This window comes from Sphingobacterium sp. SG20118 (assembly GCF_044740685.1).
Taxonomy (GTDB): domain Bacteria; phylum Bacteroidota; class Bacteroidia; order Sphingobacteriales; family Sphingobacteriaceae; genus Sphingobacterium.
Map to the genome: position 1 here is coordinate 4,693,665 of NZ_CP172826.1, position 17,761 is coordinate 4,711,425.

A 17,761-nucleotide genomic window follows, 5' to 3' on the forward strand; every position below is an offset into this window, starting at 1 on the left:
ACTTTTTTAGTTTTAACGTCCAAAATAAAGATCTTTTTTGTCGACCCTATTGGGGTCTTCTAAAGGATACTCTTTCCGCATCGGGTAGACTTCCATATCGTCCACATTTAAAATGCGTCTCAAATCTGGATGACCTAAAAAACGAATCCCATAAAAATCATATGTTTCCCGCTCCATCCAATTGGCTCCTTTCCAAATGGTAGTTGCTGTTGGAATCTCTGGATCAACCCCAGCAACCTGAACCTTGACGCGAATACGTATATTATTAACCAAACTATGCACATGATAGACGATTTCAAAAGCCTTTACTTGTAGGGGATAATGAACCGCCGTAATATCTGTCAAATGAATAAATCTTAAATCCTCATCTTGTTTTAAAAAAATTAGAACAGCTGTAATGGCTTCCACTTCAACATGAATCGTTAACAGATCATATCCGTCTGCAACCTGTGAAACATCACTTCCAAATTTAGTTGCCAATTTTTCCCACAAAGAGGTGTTATCTAACTTATCCATAAGTTTCTATTCCATATTTTTCTAATAACGCGCGATATTCAGGCGTGTTTCTTCTATTTAAGGATTCATTCTTTACAATATCTTGCAAACGTAAAACCCCGTCTAATATCGCTTCTGGTCTTGGCGGGCAACCTGGTACATATACATCTACGGGGATTATTTCGTCGATTCCCTGTAAAACAGAATAAGTATCGAAAATACCGCCACTAGATGCACAGGCGCCAACTGCTATTACCCAGCGCGGTTCGGCCATTTGTATATATACTTGCTTTAAGACTGGAGCCATTTTTTTAGCGATAGTGCCCATAACCAACAACATATCTGCTTGACGAGGAGAGAAACTCGGACGCTCAGCACCAAAACGGGCCAAATCGTAAGTTGAGCCCATCGTAGCCATAAACTCGATCCCACAACAAGAAGTTGCAAAAGGTAATGGCCATAAAGAATTTGAACGCGCCAAACCAATCACTTTATCTAAACTCGTGGCAAAAAAACCAGCGCCCTCTACACCCGCGGGTGCTTTGGCCAACTTAATGTCGCTCATGGAAAATATAATTTAAAGTGGTTTATAGTTGCGTGCCTTCGCACATATCAAAACTAACATTTTCTTGGTAAATACCAAGCATTTAGCACAATTTAGAACAATTCTAATCCCAGTTTAATGCCTTCTTTTTAATCACGTAGATAAAGCCCAAAAGCAACATCCCCATGAAGAGAAACATTTGCATTAAGCCTTCAAAACCAAATTCTCGAAAATTTACAGCCCAAGGATACATGAATATAACCTCTACATCAAAAATCACAAAGAGAATCGCAACAAGAAAATATTTGATTGAAAATGGCTGCCTGGCATTACCGATAACTTCGATACCAGACTCGAATGAACTCAATTTATTTTCTGTCCTAACTTTGGGTCCAATTAAATGCGTAATGATGATTGTGCCGATACCGAATCCAGCAGCAACAATGAATTGAAATAAAATTGGCAAATAGTCAATAGGTGCACTAGCACTAACTTGCTCCATATCAAAATGTTTATATTGGTAAAACCTAAATTTAGCAAAAAATCAGGTAAAAACAAAAAAGGGGGAAACAAATGTTTCCCCCTTTTTGTAAAAATTAACAAGCTTATTTTAAAGCATCCAAATAAGTGATAGCACTTTCATTTTCAGGATCTAATTTTAATACTTCTTGAAAACTAGCTTTTGCCTTTGCTACATCATTTTTGAAGTAGTGGTAAAAACCGATATAAGTGTTAGCATCTACTAAATATGCTTTATTCTTTTCTTGTGTACCTCTTTCATTGATTGTTACGATCAACTTCTCGAAAGGAGCTACGAAATCGCCTTTAGGCTCAACTAAATTATCAGCCGTCAAAGAAGCAAATGCTTTGTAATAAAGAGCTGAAACCAAGTATTTATCCAATACTTCTGGTTTAGTTGCATTTTCGATAACACTCAAATCTGCTTGTGCTTTCACCAAGTTAGCAATTGCCTCATCACGTAATGCTTGATTGATCACATTACCTTCTTCATCTTTACTCTCTTGATCTTTTTTGAAACCGATTTGATAATTACCTTCTCCAGCATAGTAGTTTGAATCAAAATAGTAATCCGTATCTGGGTATTTAGCAATGATCTCAAATAATGCTACTGCTGTAGCAGTCTCTTGATCTTGATATTTTGCAAATGCTGTTTCTGCAACCTCTGCTAATAACTCTTTATCCTGATCAATCGCTTTTTGGATAAAAACAATACCAGATTCAACTTTATTATTGGCTACATCCGATAGACCTGCATACATGTTATCCAATGGAATAACGCGTAATGTATCCATCTTCGCAAACATTTTTTCTAAATTTTCAGATGCTTTCGAATATTCCTTATTTCTAAAAGCATTGTATGCTAAATAACGATAGATTTTTGGATCTACATCTGGATTTAAAGCTAACTCTTCAGATACAGCACCTAATTCATCATACTGTCTTGCATATACTAAGAAATCTGCATAACGAATCTTTGCTTCCAAAGAATTATCACCGTTTACTTCTAAATACTTTTTATATTGCTCAACACCTTTTTTATTCAACTCAACATATTTCTCTTCAGAAGTACCCGGAGCTTTCGACCACATATTATAGGTTTCCGCAAGCTCACGATAAGTTGGAGCATAATCTGGGGACTCTGTTGTAATTGCCGTTAATTGAGCTACCGCCTCATCAAAGGCTTGAGCTCCACGAACGATAGTTGCTAGACCGATTTTAGCACGGTTTGAATTAGGGTCTAATTCGATAGCATCACTATAACTTGTATAAGCGCTACTTGCTTCTTTTAAACCTCTATACGCATCCCCTAACGCTAATGGAATCGCTGCATCCTTTGTGTTTTTAGCTTTTGCCTGCGTTAGATAATCCAATGCTTTAGCATAGTCTGGCTCTGGAGCCTTGATATAAGCACGGCCGATTTCCAACAACTCTTCATAATCTTTTTTCTTAAGATTAGCGTTTGCTGCTGAAAATTTAGACTCTGCTGCTGCCTTATCCTTTTTCAATAAATCAATATAGCCTAAACCAACATTATTGATTAAAGATTTTGGATCAGCGGCTAAACCTTGATTAAACATAATCGCAGCTGAATCGGCTTTATCGTTAACCAAATAAATTTGACCTAAATAGAAGTAATTATCACCAACTTTAGCTTGTTTACTTACTAATTGTTGCAAAATTGTTTTTGCTTTACCGTAGTTTTCTGTTTCGATAGCCGCTCTAGCATCCTTTAAACTTTGTGCACTTGCAGTGCCAACAGAAACCTGCTAATAACAGACTAAATAATAATTTACTGTTTGTCATAATCTATTGTTGTACTTTTTTATATTTTATTTTAAACTATTTTCTTCTCTAAGAACTATTTCCCGTCCTGGCATCGTCGCGGGCAATAATCCCGATTTTAAAACGATTCGCTGTCCGCGATCACCCTTTAAAAATGCACTAAATCCTACGCCTAAGCCTATGTTTGGTTGATAATTCAACACATAAATGGGTCTCGAAAAAGGATAAAGGCCTAAAGACAGATTAGACTGGGATGGTTTATAAAATAAACCATCTTTCTTATCCCCTAAGGCATTTTCAACGCTCAATGTACGAATTTTATTCAATAAATTTGATTTTTTTTGAGCAAATTCCAAAATCCAATTGTATCCGACAATACCGATTGTACCTTTATTTTCACTGACATATTTAATCACTTCTTCGTTATTGTCAAGTGCTGAAATTGCTGATGGATCAATCTTTTCTACCGATAAATATTCTTTTAGAAACCGTAACGTACTGGAATTAGCATTATCAAATACAACTTTATACTTACCTTTTAAACCACCGTTTAACAATGACTTAACGTCGGAAAGTGTAATGGTAGTATCTGTATCACCAATATTATTTATTAAAGAAACAGCATCCGTTGCAATTTGATACTCTTTTGGTATAATTTGACGATTCTTAAAACTCTGTCCTTCTGCTTCGGTTAGCTTTCTGGTCAAAATAATAATGTTTGCCGTATCAGCCAATAAAGCATTTATAGCTTTAATTTCGGGCTTAGCTAATAATTCAATTGTCGCATCGGAATAGGAGCTTTGAAAAACCTCAACTTGCTCCTTAATAATAGGGTATACAGTTTCATCTACAAGGATATTAACCTTACCACGAAGAATATCTTGACTTGGAGCGTTATGCTCTTGTTTATTTTTATGATTACAACTAACTAAAATTGAAATCCCTAAAATGGAGAATAGCGTTATTTTTAAGCTGCTTTTCATATTACAATAAATAAACTGGTGAAAATATAGAAAATTGATTACTTAAAATTATTGAACCACAATCTAACAAAACGTAGAAAAGAATAGACAATAAGGACTACACCAAATAAGGTTCTATACATAGGGTTGATTTCCAAAGGGAAATCTTTCCAAAAAATAACCAATAGGCCTAACGAAAAATAGAGGCCGAACATAAATAGTCCCAAAATGGACAGAAATCGCTTTAGAGGCGATTTCTGTCTGTAACTTGTATTATTTGAATTAAGATTCGCCATTAATTACTAATGCTTAAACGAATCGGCAATGTGTAAGCTACACGTACCGGACGACCATTTTGAACACCTGCCCGCCATTTTTTCGCTTTTTTCAATAATCTAACAGCCGCTTCTCCTGCACCGTATTTAAGATCACGTTTAACACTTATATCTGTTAAACTACCATCTTTTTCGACGACAAAAGAAACTTCTACTACACCATTGATTCCATTTTCCAATGCAGCAGCTGGATACTCATAAGTAGCACCTACCCATTTCATAAATGCTGCCATCCCTCCAGGAGGTTCAGGTTGTACTTCTACCGAGGTAAAAGAAATCAATCCATCAGGATCACCATTTGGATCTCCTTTAGCAACACCAGTGATAGCACCATCTTGCTTTTTCGTTCCAAATTCACCTCTTGCTACTGAAGAACCTGCTGCACTACCCTTTAAAGTAATACGCGCTGGAGTTTTTTTATCATCCTTGAATTCGTCTTGAGCAGCAACTTCTTCTTTCACTTGAGCTGCTGGCGCTACTTTAGGCTCTGGAAAACGTACCAAATCTTCTTTTGGTATATCCATTGCTACCTGCTGAGGCTTTTCTTCCTCAATCGGAAGAGGTTCTTCTTCTTCTGGCTCAGGTGGTTTAATCTCCTCCAAATCCTCTAGAGTCACTTCAGTAATAACTGGAGCGGCTTCAATAGGTTTATCAGGAAATAGGCTACCTCCGAATAATCTAAGAAGACTCAATAGTACTACGGCAACTACAACTGCCAACAAACCAATGTTGGTAGCCTTAGGAGCAAGTTTACGAAGCTCATAAGCTCCATACTCCTTGTTTCTGCCTTGAAATACTACATCAAGCCATTCCTTTTTAAAAATATCTAATTTTGACCCAATCATATTTCTATAGTTTTCGCGATTTCTATAATAACTAACTTAGTCATTATAAATATTATCACGTTTTAAAACATCTATTTCTTCAGGACTGATTTTCGCAATCATATAGCGTTTAATATCTACAATCTTCATCTCGTCAAGAATATCAACAAGATCTTTCTGCGTAGACATATCACTAGGCCTGATAATTACGATTACATCTTTTCCGCCTGCAACACGAGGAACATAAGCTTTTTTCTCAATCAAAGCTTTACGTATTCCAGCTGCGCCGAACCCTGTAACCGTAGGACCTTCTATTGGTGCATTTATTTGTCCATAATACCAAGAAACTTTGTTGTCAGACCCTAATAAAATTGTTACTGAACGATTATCTGCAGTTAATATATCAGACTGTTCATCTTTAATTTTATTTTTATCAGGCCAAGCAACGTCCATTGCTTGTGGTTTATTTAAAGACGTAGTCAACATGAAGAAGGTAATCAATAAGAATGCTAAATCTACCATGGCTGTCAAATCGACTTTACCACCGTTTTTCTTAGCTCTTACTTTTCCGCCTTTTCCGCCCTTACCACTGTCTTGATTTAATTCTGCCATTTATTTGTTTTTATTAAATCAACATTATTTATCTTCTGCACGTAAACCAGTAATGAAACTGAATTTATTTTGCTTCTGATTACGTAATGTTTCGATTATAGCACTAATTGAAGGAAACTTCTCCGCAGCATCAGCTCTAATAGCAATTTTCAATGGTCCTGGATCAACAAAATTTTTGTTATTTTCCTTTTCCTTATTCAATTCTGCAGCAGCTAAACGTGCGGTTTGTACCCATTGGTATAATTCATTCGACAATGTTTCTGTACTATCTACAGGAACACCATTCTGAATACCTGGGGCAAGACGTTGGCTCGGCTCCATTGCCAAAACCTGCTTGATTGTTTTCATTGGTGTTCCAACATTTTCCATTAACGCAAATTGGTCATAATCTTGTTGAGAAAACTTCAAGCCGTATCGTGTCGACATTTTCTCTAAAGTCTTAACCCTAACATCCCGATCTGTTGTACCGAAGAATATTTTACCGTTGTCGCCAACCGTGATAATAGCCACGTTGGAATCTGGTAATTTATCTTTCGTTGTAGACGCTGGCGTATCAACCTCAAATGCTTCAGGTTGTTTTGCCGTTGATGTCAATACGAAGAATGTAAGAAGCAAGAATGATACGTCACACATCGCGGTCATATCAATGGATGTACTGGCTCTTTTTATTTTTGCTTTACCCATTTTAAACTTCTTTATAAATTAATTATTCAATCTCTTTAATATATGATGCAGTCGAAACTATTATTCCATAAAAAATAATTTCAAAGATCATAAAATTACTATTTGTGGTTCGCAGCGTATGTTTGTACGATTGAGAAACCAGCTTCGTCGATTGAATATGTTAATTTATCAATTTTAGCAGTCAAGATATTGTACATAACAATCGCAATTGTTGACGTACCGATACCTGTTGCTGTATTGATTAGGGCCTCAGAAATACCATTTGCTAATTTAGCTGAGTCAGGACTACCACCTGCTGCCAATGCACTGAAGGCCTTGATCATACCTGTTACTGTACCTAATAAACCTACTAATGTACCGATAGAAACTAATGTAGCGATAACGTTTAAGTTTTTCTCTAACATCGGCATTTCTAATGCTGTAGTCTCTTCGATTTCTTTTTGAATTGCAATTGTAGCTTTCTCTGTATCAACAGCGGTATCAACAGAAACTTCTTTGTATTTCACTAAACCAGCTTTGATAACGTTTGCAACAGAACCTTTTTGTTTGTCACACTCAGCAATAGCTGAATCCAAATTACCACCGTTAATTAATACTTGTACTTTTCTTACGAAATTACCAACATTTCCTGTTCCAGAAGCTTTTCCAATTACGATGAAACGCTCAATAGAGAACACCCATACCATTAAGAATAAGCCTATTAAAACCGGCACTACAGCACCTGCGTGATAAACCATACCCATATAGTTACCTGGTAAAGGTTGGTTCTCTGGATTACCTTCAATAAAGTTTGAAGGACTACCCATCACAAATTTCCATAATAGGTAACCGAGAATGAAACAAATGATAATTGCAGCTTGTGCAAAGAAAGAACCTGAATTATTGCTCTCTTGTTTTGCAGCAGGACTTGTTTTAGGTGCGTTTGCCATTTTTCTAATTTTTTAGTTTTTTACTGTTGTTAAATATAATATGTTTTTTTTAATTATATGCTTTTGTAATGGTATCGTTTTAAAATTTGTCAAGCAAATATAGTCTTTTATGCTATATTTAAAATGTTAAAGCGAAATATATTAGAAATATAAAAGATAGTTCATATTCTCTTTACAATCTCTTAATATTCAGTTATCACCTCAGCGGTTCCGACTTTTTTTAGCAATACTGTCATGCTCCTTTCAGAACAAAGCAATAAATATTTTACAATGAAAACCATTTTTTTTTTGATATGCAAGAAAACGAACGATTTAATTGCAAATTCAAGTAACCGCTCACTCACCTCTATCTATATCAAACAAACCAATTCTTCAAAGTTTAAACAATGATTATCGATTAATCTTCAACCATTTACAATAGACTCAGCTGCCAGATAAAACGAATTTTAGCTTAAAATATGCCAATACTATCCTCCAACCAATTTCACTTTGTATCCTTCGGAAAGTAACAAGTCGGCTATTTTTTGTTTAAAGTCTCCTTGAATTATAATCTCTGCATCCTTAGCACTTCCTCCTACCCCACACTTTTGCTTTAGTAATTTTCCTAATGCTTCCAGATCTTCCTGTTTACCTTTATAACCGGTAACTAACGTCACAATCTTCCCTTTCCGCATTTTACGATCCAACTGAACTTTAAGTTGCTGCTGTTGATTAGGAAGTGTCTCCAGGTTTTCAATTTCGTCTGAAAACTGATATTCAAAACTACTATCAGTTGAATATACAACGCCCTCAAACTGCTGTTTCTTACTTTTAGTCATAACTTTAATTTAACAAATAACTTTTAATGCCTTTGGAATAATTCCAATATCGAGACAGTCCCCTAAGTCAACTGGCTCACCATCAATATGAACAATCGAATTTTCTACCGCTTCTATTCTAATATTTTTTCCTGGTATTATCTCCACATAATCCGACTGATCTGCCGATTTATTAAAGAGATGAAATAACATTTTAGGCAAAATATAAAGCGGAAATTGATGCACAATACACACATCTAAAATCCCGTCATTAACGGATGCCTGAGGAGCAATATATGCGTTATTACCATATTGCGGAGAATTTGCTACAGAAATCATAAATGCCTTACGCTCATACTCCTTACCATCTATCCAAAGTTTATAATCGCTAGGTTTATATTTACTTAATACGTTTATTGCTGATTTCAAATAGCCCAAAGGGCCGCGTATATTTTCATTGGCAAAATTTTCGCTTACTGAGGCATCAAAGCCTAATCCGGCGATATTAAAAAATTTTCTATCGTTAATCGTACCGCAATCAACCTCTACAAATTCAAATCGATTGATTCTGCGAATAGCTGCCGTCTCATTTAGAGGAATACCTAAATATAACGCAAGCCCATTACCCGAACCTTCCGGAACAATCCCTAAAGGGATACCACTTTCCGCTAAAGCAGAAACCAAGCTCATTTATTGTACCGTCCCCCCCAACTGCAATTACTGCATCATACTTTTCCTTGACAGCGCGCAAACCAATTTCATAAGCATGATTTGCATATGAAGTTTCCTGAAAAGTAGGATCAAACTTCTGCATATCAAGCACATCCAAAACCTGTTTCTTGAAGGATGTTTTACTCTTCCCTCCAGAAATAGGATTGATAACAAACAGTATCTGTCTACGTTCTCCCATAGACCAAATATACAGTAATTCACTAATTTCTTAAAACAATGTCAAAATTCTTAAAGATGTCTTGTCTTCCTCGGTAATTTTAAAACAATTGTGCAAGAAATCTTTAATCTTAACAGAAAGTATTGTAGTTTTGTATCGACAATAAAAAATGTGGACTGATTTGCGTAGTTTATTCTGAATGAGAATATAACAGGAGATTGCAACCACAGTAAAAAAGTGCTAAAACCATCATATAGCTAGGCTATTTAGCACTTTTCTATTGTAGCAACCTCTCCACCGCAAATCCTTTATAATATTAAAAAAGGTAATATGGCTTACTTATTTACGTCCGAATCTGTTTCAGAAGGACATCCAGACAAAATTGCTGATCAAATTTCAGATGCATTGATTGACAATTTTTTAGCTTGGGACGAAGATGCGCGTGTCGCAATCGAAACTTTAGTGACAACTGGACAAGTTGTACTGGCGGGAGAAGTGAAATCAAAAATATATCTAGACGTCCAGAAAATCACACGGTCTGTAATTGAAAGAATTGGTTATACCAAATCAGAATATATGTTTGAAGCGAACTCGTGTGGTGTATTATCTGCAATTCATGAGCAATCAGCAGATATTAACCAGGGTGTGGATCGCAAATCTAAACAAGACCAAGGAGCAGGCGATCAAGGGATTATGTTTGGTTATGCAAGTAATGAAACCGATAACTACATGCCTCTAGCATTAGATTTATCACATCGTTTGCTATTTGAGCTAGCGGCATTACGTCGTGAGAACAAGGAAATCACCTATTTACGTCCCGACGCTAAATCTCAAGTAACACTAGAATATACAGAAGATCATAAACCGTCTCGAATCGATACTATTGTAATCTCTACGCAGCATGACGATTTCTCTACAGAAGAAGAAATGCGTGAAAGAATTACAGCTGACATCAAAAACATCTTAATACCAAGGGTTAAAGCACAATTGAAACCTGAGCTTCAAGATTTGTTTAATGATGAAATCAAATTTCATATCAACCCAACAGGTAAATTCGTTATTGGTGGGCCTCACGGTGATACAGGCTTAACTGGACGGAAAATCATTGTTGATACCTATGGTGGTAAGGGTGCACATGGTGGTGGAGCTTTCTCCGGAAAAGACCCATCAAAAGTGGACCGTTCTGCAGCTTATGCGACACGTCATATTGCTAAAAATTTAGTTGCAGCTGGTATTGCGGATGAAATTTTAGTTCAGATTTCATATGCAATAGGTGTAAAAGATCCAATGGGAATTTATGTTAACACTTATGGAACGAGCAAATTAGCTATTGATGATAGCCAGATCGCTTCTAAAATATCTGAAATATTTGACATGACTCCTTATGGTATCGAAACAAGGTTAGGCCTTAGAAACCCTATCTATTCTGAAACCGCAGCTTACGGTCATATGGGAAGAACTCCTAAAAAAGTAATCAAAGAATTTGAAAACTCCAATGGTGAGAAAAAAGTAGTTGAAGTTGAACTATTTACATGGGAAAAACTTGATTATATTGATAAAATAAAGACCGCATTCGGTCTATAAAAAAATAAAAAAGGAGGTCAACGTTGACCTCCTTTTTTGTAAATATTCTATTTGTTCCTACATTCCTTATTCAGCAATACTAGCTGCAGAAGTCTGTACTTGGCGATTTACCTTCTTCACCAACCCTTGTAATACATTACCTGGGCCGACTTCGACAAATGCCTCTGCACCGTCTGCAAGTATATTTTGAACGGTTTGAGTCCATCTCACAGCACCTGTTAACTGAGCAATTAAATTCTTCTTAATTGTTTCGGCATCACGATATGGTTTCGCATCTACATTTTGATAGATCGGACAGGAAGGTACTTTTATTTCAACTGCTTCAATAGCAGCCTGCAATTCAATCTTAGCAGGTTTCCATCAATGGGGAATGGAATGCACCACCTACATTTAATTTTAAAGCACGTTTAGCACCAGCCTCTGTCAATAGTGCACAAGCCTTATCCACACCGGCAATAGATCCAGAAATCACCAACTGACCAGGGCAATTGTAATTTGCTGCTACAACGACATCATCTACCTGGGCACAAATTTCTTCTACCACACGATCTTCTAACCCTAAAATAGCGGCCATAGTAGAAGGCTCTAATTCACATGCTTTTTGCATAGCATTTGCACGTTGTGCCACTAATTTCAAGCCATCTTCAAATGATAAAGCACCAGCAGAAACTAATGCCGAAAACTCCCCTAATGAGTGTCCTGCGACCATGTCTGGTTTGAATTGTTCACCTAAAGCTTTCGCTAAAATCACAGAATGTAAAAATATCGCGGGTTGTGTAACGTTCGTTTGTTTCAATTGTTCATCGGTCCCCGTAAACATGATATCTGTAATACGAAATCCCAATATATCATTTGCTTTTTCAAATAAAGCTTTAGTTTCTTCATTCAGATTATAGAGGTCTTGACCCATTCCAACGAATTGGGCTCCTTGACCAGGAAATACATATGCTATTTTCATATTTAAAATTATCTATTCTAATGCACAAACTTATATAAATTGTATTTTATATACAAAACATTGCGTTGAATATAAAATCTATGAGTGCCTCTTTACGCTTTAAAGAACCTCTCCATATATCCGGATTCTAACCTCTAAATTTAATCCTCAGGAACAAAACTTAAGGATGTCATACGAGACGGATCAAAAATATCTCTTGAAATCTGCAATAAATCAGGTGCCGAGATTATTTTTATTTTCTCTATTATCACATCCAATTCAATAATATGATTATAATCCATCACATTCTTTGCTGCGGCAATAATCATACTCATTCTATTTTCTTCTGAAAGTGCAATCTGTCCAATGAATTTACGTTTTGCTTTTTGCAACGTCCCTGCAGTCATTTCTTTTTCGCACAGCTTGTTTAGCTCTTTAAAAACTAATTTCTTCGCCTTCTCTATCTTTTCTTCATCGGTGCCTAGATAAATACTAAATAATCCCGAATCCGAGAACATGCTATAATTAGATTCAATTGTATAGGCTATCCCATGCTTTTCTCGAATAGAAAGATTTAATATAGAACTCATGCCCATCCCGCCCAACATATTATTCAGCAATAAAAGTCCGGTCTTACGTTCGTCAAGGTAGCTATACGCGTGAGCTCCCAACATATAGTGTACTTGATTGATTGGTTTTGGAGTTTCTACGTGCATGACTTCAATCGGAGCTACATCATTCCTTACTCTAGAAATTTTATTTTCAGCAACTGAAGCGAAGATTTTATTCGCAAGGCGTTCAACCTGCTTAAGGGTATAATTACCTGTAATTGAAATGACAATTTCATTGGTGTCATAATTTGACTGGATAAAATCATGAATATCATTTTTTGTAAGGGCCAATAATTGTTCTTCTAAACCTAAGATATTATGTCCCAAACCAGATCCTTTGAATAAAAGATCTTCGAAATCATCCACGATCGACTCTTCGGGACTATCCAAATAAGAAGCCATTTCATCAACAATAACAGACTTCTCTTTGTCAAGCTCTTCTTCCGGAAAAGTAGAGTGGAAAAAAATGTCTTCAAATAAATCTAAAGCTTTGTCTAAATATGGCGTCAAAAAAGAGGCATGCACACAGGTATATTCCTTTGTTGTATAAGCATTAAGATCTCCACCAACGGCTTCCAAATGATTTAATATCTGATTCGTACTTCTACGCTCTGTTTTTTTAAAAAGTAAGTGTTCGATAAAATGTGCAACTCCAAACTTACCTTCCTCTTCATCTCTAGAACCTGCGTTAATTAAAATGCAGGCATGTGTAATTGGCAAATTTTGCGGTTGAAAAACCACACGTATACCATTGGATAGACGTATTATTTCGTATTCCATATTTTAATTGGGAAATTCTTTTAATTATTTTTAATGCTATAACGCATTATATTTCTGGGATGAAAATCAAAACCTTGATTTTCATATAACTTTTGTGCAGGCAAATTATGAGGCTCGACTTCTAATAAGACTAACTTACACCCTACTTCTTGTACATATTCTTTAATAAATTGAACCGCTTTCTTCCCTAGCCCCTTACCTCTAGCATCAGCGCTGATGTATAATTCATCTAATAGGGCTACTCTTCCTTTAAATTCAAAGCTAAAGAAATAAACAACAATAATATAGCCGAGTACTAGATCATTTTCTTTGATCAACCACGATTGTCCCAAATTTTCATCTTTAAGGAATATTTCAAAATTTTCACGACTAACAACAGGGTCAATATCATATCCGTCAATCGCATAAAAATCTTGCATCATCGCAACAATTGTATCAATATTATTATGTGTTAATTTTTCAAATGTGAGCATAAGGGATTTTTTTAATCACAAAAATAAGTAATTAAACATAGTGATAATCAAAACCGTTAAAAAAATGACGCTGATGAGATACTAAAGAAACAAGCGGTTCTGGTGATGTACCAGAACCGCTTGTTCATTCGTTTCAAAAAACGAATAATTCTACTACATACGAGGTGGGCGCATTCCTCCATGAGAACGATTATCATTTGATGGGGAACCTAAAGCAAATTTTTCAAATCGATAGGTAAATGTCAGCATAAAGTACCGCCCCAAGCGATTGGTACGACTATCAGCAATTAAAGACTCATTTAAAGTTCTTGTGATATTAGTCTGTTGGTTCAATAAATCGAAAGCCTGCAAACGCAATGTCGCTCGATTGTCTTTTAAAAATTTTTGTTCAACGTAGGTATTAATAATAAATGGATTCGAGTTTACAGCATACCCATTATTAAATGTTTTTGAAATATCAGCCCCATAAATTAAGGAAGAAGTAATATTTACGGACCCAATTAACGTCGGAGTCCATGAAGATACACTGGTAGCGATGCCCGTCAATGAATTTTTTGTGTAATCATAGACATAACGTATACCGGGATTTATTTCTAACTTTTCTGTCGGGTTGTATCGGAACATCACACCTTGATTAAACACCCAATTATTAGAATAATTTTTATCACCAAATAGCGCTAATGAATCTTCGGAAATATAACTGATATTTTTATTATAGCGAATACCTCCCATAAACATTAAATTATATGTTTTTTCTTTAAAAGATCTACCGTAATGATAGAATGAATTAAAACCATAGGTTGCATCTTCAGTCTCATTTAAATAATAAGTATCTTGAATCATCCCAATTCCCTGTCTAAGGTATCGTTTTCTAAAGGTAACAATCTTGTCATTTGTTAAGTTAGCATTCAACATGGCAAAAAATGTTTTCCCTTTTTGAAAATCACCATTCCTATAGCGCACATTCATTTGATGTGTGAATTCAGGCACCAAATCAGCGTTCCCAATGATAGAGCTTGTTTCATAGGTACTTATGTCAAAAGGCAATATTTGAGAAACCGTAGGTTCGGTGGAAGTACCTGAATAATTTAAAGTCAGATTACTTTGACGCGAAAATTTGTATTCAAATCGAGCAATAGGCATTATATTAAATGAATTTCGATGTATAGGCTCATGAATAGCAGAACTATACGCGTCACCCCTTAACTGAGAAGGTTGCACTGCTGCTCCAACAGAATATTTTATTTTGTCATTATTGAATGCATAATTTGCACCCATCCGATGTGTCGTAAATGAATAGTCGTAGTCATAATCGAAGTTTAATTTAGGCTTGTTTAATATCAAGTCTCCAAATTCATCAAACGTCGACTGTAAATTCGTATTATCATACGTATTTTTATTAAAATCATAGGTTAATTCGATTTTCCCATATGTACTGACAGGCTCAGTAAAATTAACCGATGCACCACCATTCCAACTTTTGTTATTTGCTTCTTGAAGTGCCTGCTGGTACAATGAATCCATTGAGGCCGTAGGATCCGTCTCATCAGCTGTCAATCGATCGAGTATATTTTCCTGATCCTTTTTAGTAGATGAGCTATTGAGATTCATGTTAAAAAATATATTTCGGCCGCGATCATTTAGCTTCCTGTTATAAAGACCGCTGATACCAAACCTTGGAGCGGTAGACATAGATGAAATTCGCTCATCCTCAGAATAATTAAAAACTTCACCAAAATAGGTTGACGACTGCGATAAACTATTAATCTCTCTCTTGTCATAACCAATCTGAGGCGTTATCTTGATATAATCATTGACAGATGGTTTCCATTCAATATTCGACTCAAATCGATGACTACCTGTGATTGTATTTGAATTAGCATCAATTTTATCGATTTGGTTACCACTTTTTAGGATATATTCGTTAATCGTTTGGGAAATTGTATTATTGTCATCATGACCATAGCTATAGCTTCCATATACCGTTAGTTTATCATTGAAATCGCGACGAAAATTGACTCCAATTGATCCCGTATTGGTTAGACCGGTAGTACTACCTCCAAATCCACCGCGTCGTCCACCGCCACCTTGACGACGACGGGCACCACCGCCACTTGTACTAAAATCAAACAAAGGTGCATTGATATTATTCATATTTCCCAATACGGACAACATTGCCCCTTCTTTCATACCGGTCCACATTCCTGTCGCCTGATAGCGGTCCTCTGTACCATAACCCGCTCGTAAAGTTGCAATTTGACCTTTATTATATTTGGGGTCAATTTCAATATTTAGCACTTTTTCAGACTCACCATTCTTATTACCGGTGATATTTGCCATATCCCCGTAATCATCTACAATTTGCATTTTCTCAATAATATTGGCGGGCAAATTTTGTGTCGCTGTTTTAACATCTCCTCCAAAAAAATCTTTTCCATTAATACGGACACGCTTTACAGATTCTCCCTGAGCGGTTACATTTCCGTCTTTATCGACTTCAACACCTTGAAGTTTCTTTAAAGCATCTTCTGCTACAGATCCATCTCGAAGTTTTAAGTCCTTCATCGTGTATTCTACAGTATCACCTTTAACTACTACAGTCGGCACTCCATTTATAACGACTTCTTCCAATAATTCTGACGATGGCTTCAAAGTAAAACTTGGAATAATGTATTTCGTTTCTCCAGCTGGAAAAGTAAATTCTTGTTCAAATCTTTCAAAGCCCAAATTCGATACTGAAATTTTAAACGTTGTGCCTTTAACGTTTTCAAAAATGAAAATACCGGCAATTGACGAACTCGTAAGCATAGAATCCTGATCCGATATTAATTTAACTGACGCTCCTGCCACGACACGGACTTTATCATCTTTCAACATCCCTTGAACGGATTTCATTTGTGCCTGAGCTCCCCAGCTCAATAACATGCTCCAAAATAATAGTAAGGCTACCCTCATTATATTCATTTTTTTGTGTTTATCGGTTTCTTATTCGAGCAATGCCCGTTATTCCAAGTCATACTCCTCTTCGAGGGCAAGACATATTGAATGTTGTTCGACTCTAGATCCTACAGTTAGTTTAAAAGATCCAATACCCCTAACAAAGGTGTTACAAACAGCCTATCCTAAGTTGGAATTAAAATAACCTTACAAAAAAAGAGAATAGTATTGTTAATAAACGTAAATACTAAAATTTAACATAATAGTTACAATAAATCATGTTTAAACCAACATATAACATGACCTTAGAAACTAAAAAATCTACTTTATCAAATACTATCTCAAAGTTTTCTTCGTATACAATGGGAAATATGAAATACCTACATATTAATCAGGAGGGTATCGTTATTCATAATATATTGTATTTTTGCTGCTTAAATTTATTAATATGCTATTATCGTACTTTCAAGATGAGCTCATAGAGGCTGGATGTGATGAAGCGGGAAGAGGTTGCCTTGCTGGGCCAGTTTTTGCTGCTGCAGTGATTTTCCCTAAAGACTATCATCACGAAGTATTAAATGATTCGAAGCAGCTAAGTGCAAAAAAAAGAATGCAATTGCGTCATATTATTGAAAAAGAAGCTATTGCTTATGCGGTAGCTAGCGTTTCTGCAGAAGAAATTGATAGAATCAACATTCACAAGGCTTCTTATGTAGCGATGCACCGTGCATTGGATCAATTAAAAATAAAGGCCGAATATATTTTAGTAGATGGTAATAAGTTTATTCCTTATCAGGAAATTCCTCATAATTGTATTGTAAAAGGTGATGGAAAATATTTGTCCATTGCTGCAGCTTCAATATTAGCAAAGACTTATCGCGATGATTATATGGATAACATAGCCCAGGACTACCCCGATTACGATTGGCTAAATAATAAAGGCTACCCCACGGTAAAGCATAGAAGTGCCGTCCTATTACGAGGTATAACACCTCATCATAGAAAAACCTTTAAAATAACTGACCCACAGCTCAAGTTATTTTAAAGGTTTTACGAAAAATTTT

General features: G+C 35.9%; 17 protein-coding genes and 1 pseudogene. 2 read left to right on the forward strand and 16 right to left on the reverse strand.

What is annotated here, in order from left to right; all coding sequences use genetic code 11:
- Positions 1–12: 12 nt before the first annotated feature.
- The 12 genes from ACFX5U_RS21460 to ACFX5U_RS21515 form a co-directional block, all read right to left on the reverse strand.
- Positions 13–516, reverse strand: a complete 504-nt coding sequence (locus ACFX5U_RS21460) for an NADH-quinone oxidoreductase subunit C (RefSeq protein ID WP_280571454.1) — start codon at positions 514–516, stop codon at positions 13–15.
- Positions 509–1,060, reverse strand: coding sequence for an NADH-quinone oxidoreductase subunit B (locus ACFX5U_RS21465; RefSeq protein ID WP_038701817.1), 552 nt, complete (start codon positions 1,058–1,060; stop codon positions 509–511). Before ACFX5U_RS21465 ends, ACFX5U_RS21460 begins: the two co-directional genes overlap by 8 nt.
- Positions 1,061–1,163: 103 nt before the next feature.
- Positions 1,164–1,541, reverse strand: a complete 378-nt coding sequence (locus tag ACFX5U_RS21470) for an NADH-quinone oxidoreductase subunit A (RefSeq protein ID WP_280571453.1) — start codon at positions 1,539–1,541, stop codon at positions 1,164–1,166.
- A gap of 103 nt (positions 1,542–1,644) precedes the next feature.
- A complete protein-coding gene (locus ACFX5U_RS21475; RefSeq protein WP_400262087.1) occupies positions 1,645–3,237 on the reverse strand; it encodes a hypothetical protein in 1,593 nt (530 codons plus the stop codon).
- 153 nt (positions 3,238–3,390) lie between these two features.
- Complete coding sequence (locus ACFX5U_RS21480) at positions 3,391–4,326, reverse strand: PstS family phosphate ABC transporter substrate-binding protein (RefSeq protein WP_400262088.1); 936 nt, start codon at positions 4,324–4,326, stop codon at positions 3,391–3,393.
- Positions 4,327–4,600: 274 nt separating this feature from the next.
- On the reverse strand, positions 4,601–5,485 hold the full coding sequence (locus ACFX5U_RS21485; RefSeq protein WP_400262089.1) for an energy transducer TonB: 885 nt from the start codon (positions 5,483–5,485) through the stop codon (positions 4,601–4,603).
- A gap of 36 nt (positions 5,486–5,521) precedes the next feature.
- Positions 5,522–6,076: a biopolymer transporter ExbD gene (locus ACFX5U_RS21490; protein ID WP_038701822.1), complete on the reverse strand. Its 555-nt coding sequence runs from the start codon at positions 6,074–6,076 to the stop codon at positions 5,522–5,524.
- A 24-nt stretch (positions 6,077–6,100) separates the two neighbouring features.
- Positions 6,101–6,760, reverse strand: coding sequence for an ExbD/TolR family protein (locus tag ACFX5U_RS21495; protein WP_400262090.1), 660 nt, complete (start codon positions 6,758–6,760; stop codon positions 6,101–6,103).
- A gap of 98 nt (positions 6,761–6,858) precedes the next feature.
- Positions 6,859–7,689 carry a MotA/TolQ/ExbB proton channel family protein gene (locus ACFX5U_RS21500; RefSeq protein ID WP_038701824.1) on the reverse strand — a complete coding sequence of 277 codons (831 nt, stop codon included), beginning with the start codon at positions 7,687–7,689 and terminating at the stop codon, positions 6,859–6,861.
- Positions 7,690–8,156: 467 nt separating this feature from the next.
- Positions 8,157–8,507, reverse strand: coding sequence for a translation initiation factor (locus ACFX5U_RS21505; protein ID WP_038701825.1), 351 nt, complete (start codon positions 8,505–8,507; stop codon positions 8,157–8,159).
- A gap of 9 nt (positions 8,508–8,516) precedes the next feature.
- Entirely contained in the window at positions 8,517–9,170 is a 654-nt protein-coding gene (locus ACFX5U_RS21510; RefSeq protein ID WP_400262091.1) for a diacylglycerol/lipid kinase family protein, read from the reverse strand.
- Positions 9,109–9,396 (reverse strand): diacylglycerol/lipid kinase family protein, encoded by a 288-nt coding sequence (locus ACFX5U_RS21515; protein WP_400262092.1) that lies wholly within the window; start codon positions 9,394–9,396, stop codon positions 9,109–9,111. Before ACFX5U_RS21515 ends, ACFX5U_RS21510 begins: the two co-directional genes overlap by 62 nt.
- Before the next feature lie 309 nt (positions 9,397–9,705).
- On the opposite strand from ACFX5U_RS21515, the gene metK reads away from it, so the two are divergent.
- The gene (gene metK / locus ACFX5U_RS21520; protein ID WP_038701827.1) at positions 9,706–10,959 is read left to right on the forward strand and encodes a methionine adenosyltransferase; all 1,254 of its coding nucleotides are present in this window, start codon (positions 9,706–9,708) and stop codon (positions 10,957–10,959) included.
- A 66-nt stretch (positions 10,960–11,025) separates the two neighbouring features.
- Here the strand turns inward: metK and fabD are convergent.
- From fabD to ACFX5U_RS21540, 4 genes and pseudogenes are all read right to left on the reverse strand, one after another.
- A pseudogene (gene fabD, locus ACFX5U_RS21525) lies at positions 11,026–11,917 on the reverse strand (ACP S-malonyltransferase).
- Between the two features lie 140 nt (positions 11,918–12,057).
- Positions 12,058–13,287, reverse strand: a complete 1,230-nt coding sequence (locus ACFX5U_RS21530) for a pitrilysin family protein (protein WP_038701829.1) — start codon at positions 13,285–13,287, stop codon at positions 12,058–12,060.
- 20 nt (positions 13,288–13,307) lie between these two features.
- Entirely contained in the window at positions 13,308–13,760 is a 453-nt protein-coding gene (locus ACFX5U_RS21535) for a GNAT family N-acetyltransferase (RefSeq protein WP_400262093.1), read from the reverse strand.
- A gap of 153 nt (positions 13,761–13,913) precedes the next feature.
- Positions 13,914–16,715, reverse strand: coding sequence for an outer membrane beta-barrel protein (locus tag ACFX5U_RS21540; RefSeq protein ID WP_400262094.1), 2,802 nt, complete (start codon positions 16,713–16,715; stop codon positions 13,914–13,916).
- 430 nt (positions 16,716–17,145) lie between these two features.
- Here ACFX5U_RS21540 and ACFX5U_RS21545 point away from each other — a divergent pair, with 430 nt between their 5' ends.
- Positions 17,146–17,742 carry a ribonuclease HII gene (locus ACFX5U_RS21545; protein ID WP_038701834.1) on the forward strand — a complete coding sequence of 199 codons (597 nt, stop codon included), beginning with the start codon at positions 17,146–17,148 and terminating at the stop codon, positions 17,740–17,742.
- The last annotated feature ends 19 nt before the right edge of the window (positions 17,743–17,761 follow it).

What these genes read in the sequence shown, in the direction of transcription:
- ACFX5U_RS21460 (WP_280571454.1), bottom strand. Translation starts at nt 516, where the DNA reads ATGGATAAGTTAGATAACACCTCTTTGTGGGAAAAATTGGCAACTAAA.
- ACFX5U_RS21465 (WP_038701817.1), bottom strand. Translation starts at nt 1,060, where the DNA reads ATGAGCGACATTAAGTTGGCCAAAGCACCCGCGGGTGTAGAGGGCGCT.
- ACFX5U_RS21470 (WP_280571453.1), bottom strand. Translation starts at nt 1,541, where the DNA reads ATGGAGCAAGTTAGTGCTAGTGCACCTATTGACTATTTGCCAATTTTA.
- ACFX5U_RS21480 (WP_400262088.1), bottom strand. Translation starts at nt 4,326, where the DNA reads ATGAAAAGCAGCTTAAAAATAACGCTATTCTCCATTTTAGGGATTTCA.
- ACFX5U_RS21485 (WP_400262089.1), bottom strand. Translation starts at nt 5,485, where the DNA reads ATGATTGGGTCAAAATTAGATATTTTTAAAAAGGAATGGCTTGATGTA.
- ACFX5U_RS21490 (WP_038701822.1), bottom strand. Translation starts at nt 6,076, where the DNA reads ATGGCAGAATTAAATCAAGACAGTGGTAAGGGCGGAAAAGGCGGAAAA.
- ACFX5U_RS21495 (WP_400262090.1), bottom strand. Translation starts at nt 6,760, where the DNA reads ATGGGTAAAGCAAAAATAAAAAGAGCCAGTACATCCATTGATATGACC.
- ACFX5U_RS21500 (WP_038701824.1), bottom strand. Translation starts at nt 7,689, where the DNA reads ATGGCAAACGCACCTAAAACAAGTCCTGCTGCAAAACAAGAGAGCAAT.
- ACFX5U_RS21505 (WP_038701825.1), bottom strand. Translation starts at nt 8,507, where the DNA reads ATGACTAAAAGTAAGAAACAGCAGTTTGAGGGCGTTGTATATTCAACT.
- ACFX5U_RS21515 (WP_400262092.1), bottom strand. Translation starts at nt 9,396, where the DNA reads ATGGGAGAACGTAGACAGATACTGTTTGTTATCAATCCTATTTCTGGA.
- metK (WP_038701827.1), top strand. Translation starts at nt 9,706, where the DNA reads ATGGCTTACTTATTTACGTCCGAATCTGTTTCAGAAGGACATCCAGAC.
- ACFX5U_RS21530 (WP_038701829.1), bottom strand. Translation starts at nt 13,287, where the DNA reads ATGGAATACGAAATAATACGTCTATCCAATGGTATACGTGTGGTTTTT.
- ACFX5U_RS21535 (WP_400262093.1), bottom strand. Translation starts at nt 13,760, where the DNA reads ATGCTCACATTTGAAAAATTAACACATAATAATATTGATACAATTGTT.
- ACFX5U_RS21540 (WP_400262094.1), bottom strand. Translation starts at nt 16,715, where the DNA reads ATGAGGGTAGCCTTACTATTATTTTGGAGCATGTTATTGAGCTGGGGA.
- ACFX5U_RS21545 (WP_038701834.1), top strand. Translation starts at nt 17,146, where the DNA reads ATGCTATTATCGTACTTTCAAGATGAGCTCATAGAGGCTGGATGTGAT.